6 protein-coding genes are annotated in these 4,385 nt (G+C 55.4%); 4 read left to right on the top strand and 2 right to left on the bottom strand.

What is annotated here, in order from left to right:
* Nucleotides 1-701 (top strand): aldose 1-epimerase (locus tag CPT76_RS06890; RefSeq protein WP_105442353.1); only part of this gene is annotated, 701 nt, incomplete at its 5' end.
* Between the two features lie 100 nt (nt 702-801).
* Here the strand turns inward: CPT76_RS06890 and CPT76_RS06895 are convergent.
* Nucleotides 802-1,284 carry a zinc ribbon domain-containing protein gene (locus CPT76_RS06895; protein WP_076171647.1) on the bottom strand — a complete coding sequence of 161 codons (483 nt, stop codon included), beginning with the start codon at nt 1,282-1,284 and terminating at the stop codon, nt 802-804.
* 292 nt (nt 1,285-1,576) lie between these two features.
* Here CPT76_RS06895 and CPT76_RS06900 point away from each other — a divergent pair, with 292 nt between their 5' ends.
* Genes CPT76_RS06900 through CPT76_RS06910 form a run of 3 tightly spaced genes read left to right on the top strand, consistent with a single transcriptional unit; the run spans nt 1,577 to nt 4,159 of the window.
* On the top strand, nt 1,577-2,515 hold the full coding sequence (locus tag CPT76_RS06900) for a helix-turn-helix transcriptional regulator (RefSeq protein ID WP_105442354.1): 939 nt from the start codon (nt 1,577-1,579) through the stop codon (nt 2,513-2,515).
* A gap of 21 nt (nt 2,516-2,536) precedes the next feature.
* Nucleotides 2,537-3,235, top strand: coding sequence for an AlkZ-related protein (locus CPT76_RS06905; RefSeq protein ID WP_258168159.1), 699 nt, complete (start codon nt 2,537-2,539; stop codon nt 3,233-3,235).
* A gap of 24 nt (nt 3,236-3,259) precedes the next feature.
* Entirely contained in the window at nt 3,260-4,159 is a 900-nt protein-coding gene (locus CPT76_RS06910) for a hypothetical protein (protein ID WP_105442355.1), read from the top strand.
* A 100-nt stretch (nt 4,160-4,259) separates the two neighbouring features.
* On the opposite strand, the gene CPT76_RS06915 is transcribed toward CPT76_RS06910, so the two are convergent.
* A partial coding sequence (locus CPT76_RS06915) for an SDR family oxidoreductase (RefSeq protein ID WP_146116176.1) occupies nt 4,260-4,385 on the bottom strand: 126 nt, incomplete at its 5' end.

Here is a 4,385-nt window from a genome sequence, read left to right on the forward strand (position 1 = left end):
AGCTGCACGGATACATGCATACGATCCCATGGACCGTGGATTACATAACCAGTGACGCTTATGAAAGCGCAGTCGTTGTGTCCCAGCGCGTAGGAGAAGGGCATCTGTATAAAAAGTATCTGCCTTTCGATTTCACGATTACGCTGAGATACTCCCTGAACCGGGAAGGGCTGCGGCAGCAGGTCACCATCACGAATGACGGCAAGGAAAAAATGCCTGTACTGCTGGCGTTCCATACGGCGGTCAATGCCCCGTTCGTGCCGGGAAGCGAAGCGAAGGATTACCAAGTTAAAATTACGATCGGCCAGCGGCGTGAGCTGGATGACCGGATGCTGCCGACAGGTGCTTTCCAGCCGCTGTCTCCGGAAGAAGAGCAGCTCAAAGGAGAAGGCGTGTTCCCTTACTTCACCGAAATGGACTTCCATTATACTGCTGAACCGCAGGACGGACGCAACCGGATGGAGCTCACGGATACACGCACTGGGGACGTGCTGATTTACGACGTAGGTACCAGTTATAAGCACTGGATGGTTTGGAACCAGTTCGCCGGCGGCAAATTTTTCTGCCCTGAGCCTCAGATCAACCTCGTCAACGCTCCGAATATCAAGAACATTCCCGCAGAGGAAATGGGACTGTTCGGCTTGACCCCGGGCGAGAAGTGGGAAGAGACGAGCTTTCTGTATGCGCTCAAAAGAAATTAAGCATCGCGGCCGGGCTTCCTGATCCGCTCTTGAATAAACGACAAAACGCCGTGTCCCTGCTGCAGTGAGGGATACGGCGTTCTCTGATTTACCTGATAAATTACTCGTGCTGAAGCTTATGACCGCAGCTGCGGCAGAAATGATCTGAAAATGAGGCCGGTTCTCCGCATTTGGTGCAGTAGGCGCTTTTAGGAATCGAGCTCGAAACGGCTGCCGGCTGAACGACCACCGTATGGAACTGCTGTCCGCAGAACGGGCAGTAGGTTGCGTCCGCGGGAAGCATCTTGCCGCATCCGCATTCCTTCAGGTTTTGCAGGTGCTGGATTTTCCGCTGTAGCTCTTCCACTTCTTCTTCTAAGGCAAAAATGGCCTCCCGGTATTTCTGGATCTCCGCGCTGGGGATCGTGCCGTCCGGTTTCTCCAAGGACTGATGGACGATACGGCCGATTTCCGTATAATTTTTTTCGATTTCCTTTTCCTTCGCCGCCGCTTGAAACTTCAGGGTTGTGGATTCAACCGTGTTCTGCGCTTTCTTGCCGGCATCCGAAACGCCCTGCTTGATTTTGTTGAAAAAGTTGGACATGACGGGTTTTCTCCTCCTTGCGTCCGTGTTCTGATGAAGCCCCTGCGTCGGTCACAGCGGCTTTTCATATCCTGTCCAGTCGTTTGACTCGCTTTTATGCTATTGTATGGCTCTTCCCAATGCATTATAACTGAGCCGGGGCCGAAGGGAAAGTCCCGCCAGCGTCCTATACCGCGTCATTCGACAACTTTTGCATTATGTTAAAAAAGAAAATTCTGCTAAACATTAGTGACATCCAAGTTGTCACCAATCGGCTGATACAATGATTCTAGAGCGTGAAGAGGTGAAAAACATGAACCGTATGGATCGCCTGATGGCGATACTCATCGCGCTTCAGCAGGGAAATCAGACGGCCGCAGGGCTAGCTGCCAAGCTTGAAGTGTCGCGGAGGACCATTTTGCGGGATATGCAGGCCCTCTCCGAAATGGGTATCCCGCTTGCCGCGGTGAGCGGCCCACAAGGCGGATATTATCTGATGGAGGGCTATCAGCTGCCGCCGCTGCAGCTCAATTCCCGCGAAGCCCTCTGCCTGCTGTTCGCGCTGGAAGGGCTGACCCGTTACGCGGACACGCCGTTCAATTCGGAGCGGTGGACCGTAATGGACAAAATCAAGGCCATTCTGCCCCGGGAAACTGCGGAGACGGTCCATCCGATGCTGGATCGCCTGGAAGTGGAGGTGCCCAAGCGTAAGTATACCGTTCCGCACTTGAACGAACTGCTGGATTATGCCTCGAGCAATCAATGGGTATCGGTGTTTTACCATTCGATGAACAACCGCCGCAGGCTGCTGATCCATCCGCTGAGGATTTACGCCGCCAACGGGTTTTGGTACTGCGATGCCTACTCGCAAACCCACGGGGAGCAGCGGATCTTCCGGATCGACCGGATGACGGAGCTTCGAACGGAAGACCCGCCTGAAGTTGGTGAAGGCGATGGCGATCGTCATCAAGGAAAGTCGGAGCCGCAAACGGTCCATATCCGGGCGAAGCTGACCTACCGCGGAATGCTTCAGGTGGAGCGGGACGAGCATGTCGGAGAGAAAATCAGCGCGGTCGGAAACGAAGAGTGGCTGGCGGATTTTCATCTGCCGGTGTCGGAGTGGCATTGGGCCGTGCAGCTTTTTTACGCGCTTGGCACGGAGGCGGAGGTGCTTGAGCCCGAGGCTCTTCGCCGGGAGGTTTGTGCCAAGGCTGTGCGCCTGCTGACTGCGTATGAGCAAGACCAAACATAAGACGTTGGAGGAGATGATCAGGTGCTTAAGGAAAATGAACAAAAACCGCTGCACATCGAACGGTACGAGGACGCTTGCGATTTAATCGCCCATGTCGGCATCCTGCCGCTGGCCGGCTTGATCCCGGGACATCCGTCCCTGGACGGGGTCACTCCCAAGGAGAATTGGCATACGGGAACCGATCGGGATCCCTGGCTGTGGCGCGCCCAGTTTCCCGGCGACGGGACGGCGGCTTACGGCAAGTTCATCAAAAAGAAGGCAGTGTTGATCGCGGCGGATTGGTTTCCGCTGGTGCTGCGGCTGCTTGGTAGTGAAGAGGATCCCGAGAAGCGTTACCGGGACGGCTTGCTATCCAAGCCGGCATGGGAGCTGTACCAGCTGATCCGGGACGACGAAGGGATCGAGACGAGGGAGCTGCGGGCCCGTGCGGGCATGAAATCAACGGACCGGAAAAAGGAGTTTGATCAAGCGCTGGCGGAGCTTCAAGGGCAGCTCGCCATCGTCATTTCCGGTGTCAAGGAGAAGCGGAACCTGCCCGGAGAGAAAAACGGCTGGAGCAGCACCTCCTACCAGACAACAGGGGATTGGATGCGTCAATATGGTATCGAGCGGTTCCGGGGAACGAGGGAGCAGGCGCAGTCTGAGCTGAAGTTGAAAATGGAGGATGCATGTACACCGGAAGCAGCAGCGTACATGCATAAAGCGTTCGGCATCCGTTAATCAGAATTAAAGGAGGATATGTTAATGGGAGCAAAGGAAGGATGGTCAGCCCGTCTGGAAAAAGCCAGAGCATTCGTGCTTGCCAATGCGCGGCTGCTGGATCGGCGTCGTTATGAAATGCAGTTCGAAGGAGGATCCGCGGATGGGGTTATTTCTGCGCTCAAAGCCTATCAGAACCCTGACGGCGGGTTCGGCAATGCCCTGGAGCCTGACATGCGTACATCCGCAAGCCAGCCTGTAGCGGTGGAGCAGGCGCTCTGGATCATGGACGAGGCGAACCGGTTTGATGCGGAAATCATCGCGGGGATCGCGTCATATCTCAAATCGATTACCGTCCCGGCCACAGGCGGTTTCCCCCGGGCACTGCTGACCGTTAATGACGCTCCGCATGCTCCTTGGTGGATAACGGAGGACGACCAGCAGCCATCGCTGAATCCAACCGGTAATATTCTCGGTCTGCTCTACAAGCAGACGGCTGTGAACGATTTCAAGCAAGAGGAATGGTTCACGCGAAGCGCGGAATTCATCTGGAACCGGATTCCCCAGGCAGATCAGACGGATTATCATGACCTGCACCAATGCATTACCTTTTTGCAATATGCTCCCGATCGGGGAAGGGCCTCAGCGATGCAGGAGGAGCTGAACGAATGGCTCCGCCAGCCGGGAGTTATTGAGCTTGACCCCCGCGCGGAAGGCTATGTCCACAAAGTGCTGGACTGGGCGCCTGTTCCGACCAGTTACGCCGCGGAGCTGATCTCAACGGCGGATATCGAGCGTCACCTGGACGATTTGGAAGAACAGCAGGAGGCCGATGGCGGATGGAAGGTGTCGTTCCCATCCATCAGTCCGGGCAACGGAGCGGAATGGCGGGGGCATATCACGGTCAACCGGCTGATCACACTGCGGGCATACGGCAGGCTGTAGCGGCGTCATATCATAGGGATAATATATGATAAAAAACAAAAGGACAGCACCCGGCTGTCCTTTTACTGTATACGCTTTGATAAAGTTTAGTATGTTGCCTCTAAATGGCCGGCATGACGTTGCCGCCGTTCACCGGAATGTAAGCCCCGGTGATAAAGCTCGACAAGTCGGACGCCAGGAACAGTACTGCATTGGCAATTTCCTGGTCGGTGCCCCGGCGCTTGAG

Origin of the sequence: Paenibacillus sp. AR247 (assembly GCF_002968895.1) — a bacterium.
In the GTDB taxonomy this organism is placed as follows: Bacteria; Bacillota; Bacilli; order Paenibacillales; family Paenibacillaceae; genus Paenibacillus_AQ; species Paenibacillus_AQ favisporus.

Excerpts from the sequence above, each read along its gene's own strand:
- CPT76_RS06895 (WP_076171647.1), bottom strand. The coding sequence starts at position 1,284 with ATGTCCAACTTTTTCAACAAAATCAAGCAGGGCGTTTCGGATGCCGGC.
- CPT76_RS06900 (WP_105442354.1), top strand. The coding sequence starts at position 1,577 with ATGAACCGTATGGATCGCCTGATGGCGATACTCATCGCGCTTCAGCAG.
- CPT76_RS06910 (WP_105442355.1), top strand. The coding sequence starts at position 3,260 with ATGGGAGCAAAGGAAGGATGGTCAGCCCGTCTGGAAAAAGCCAGAGCA.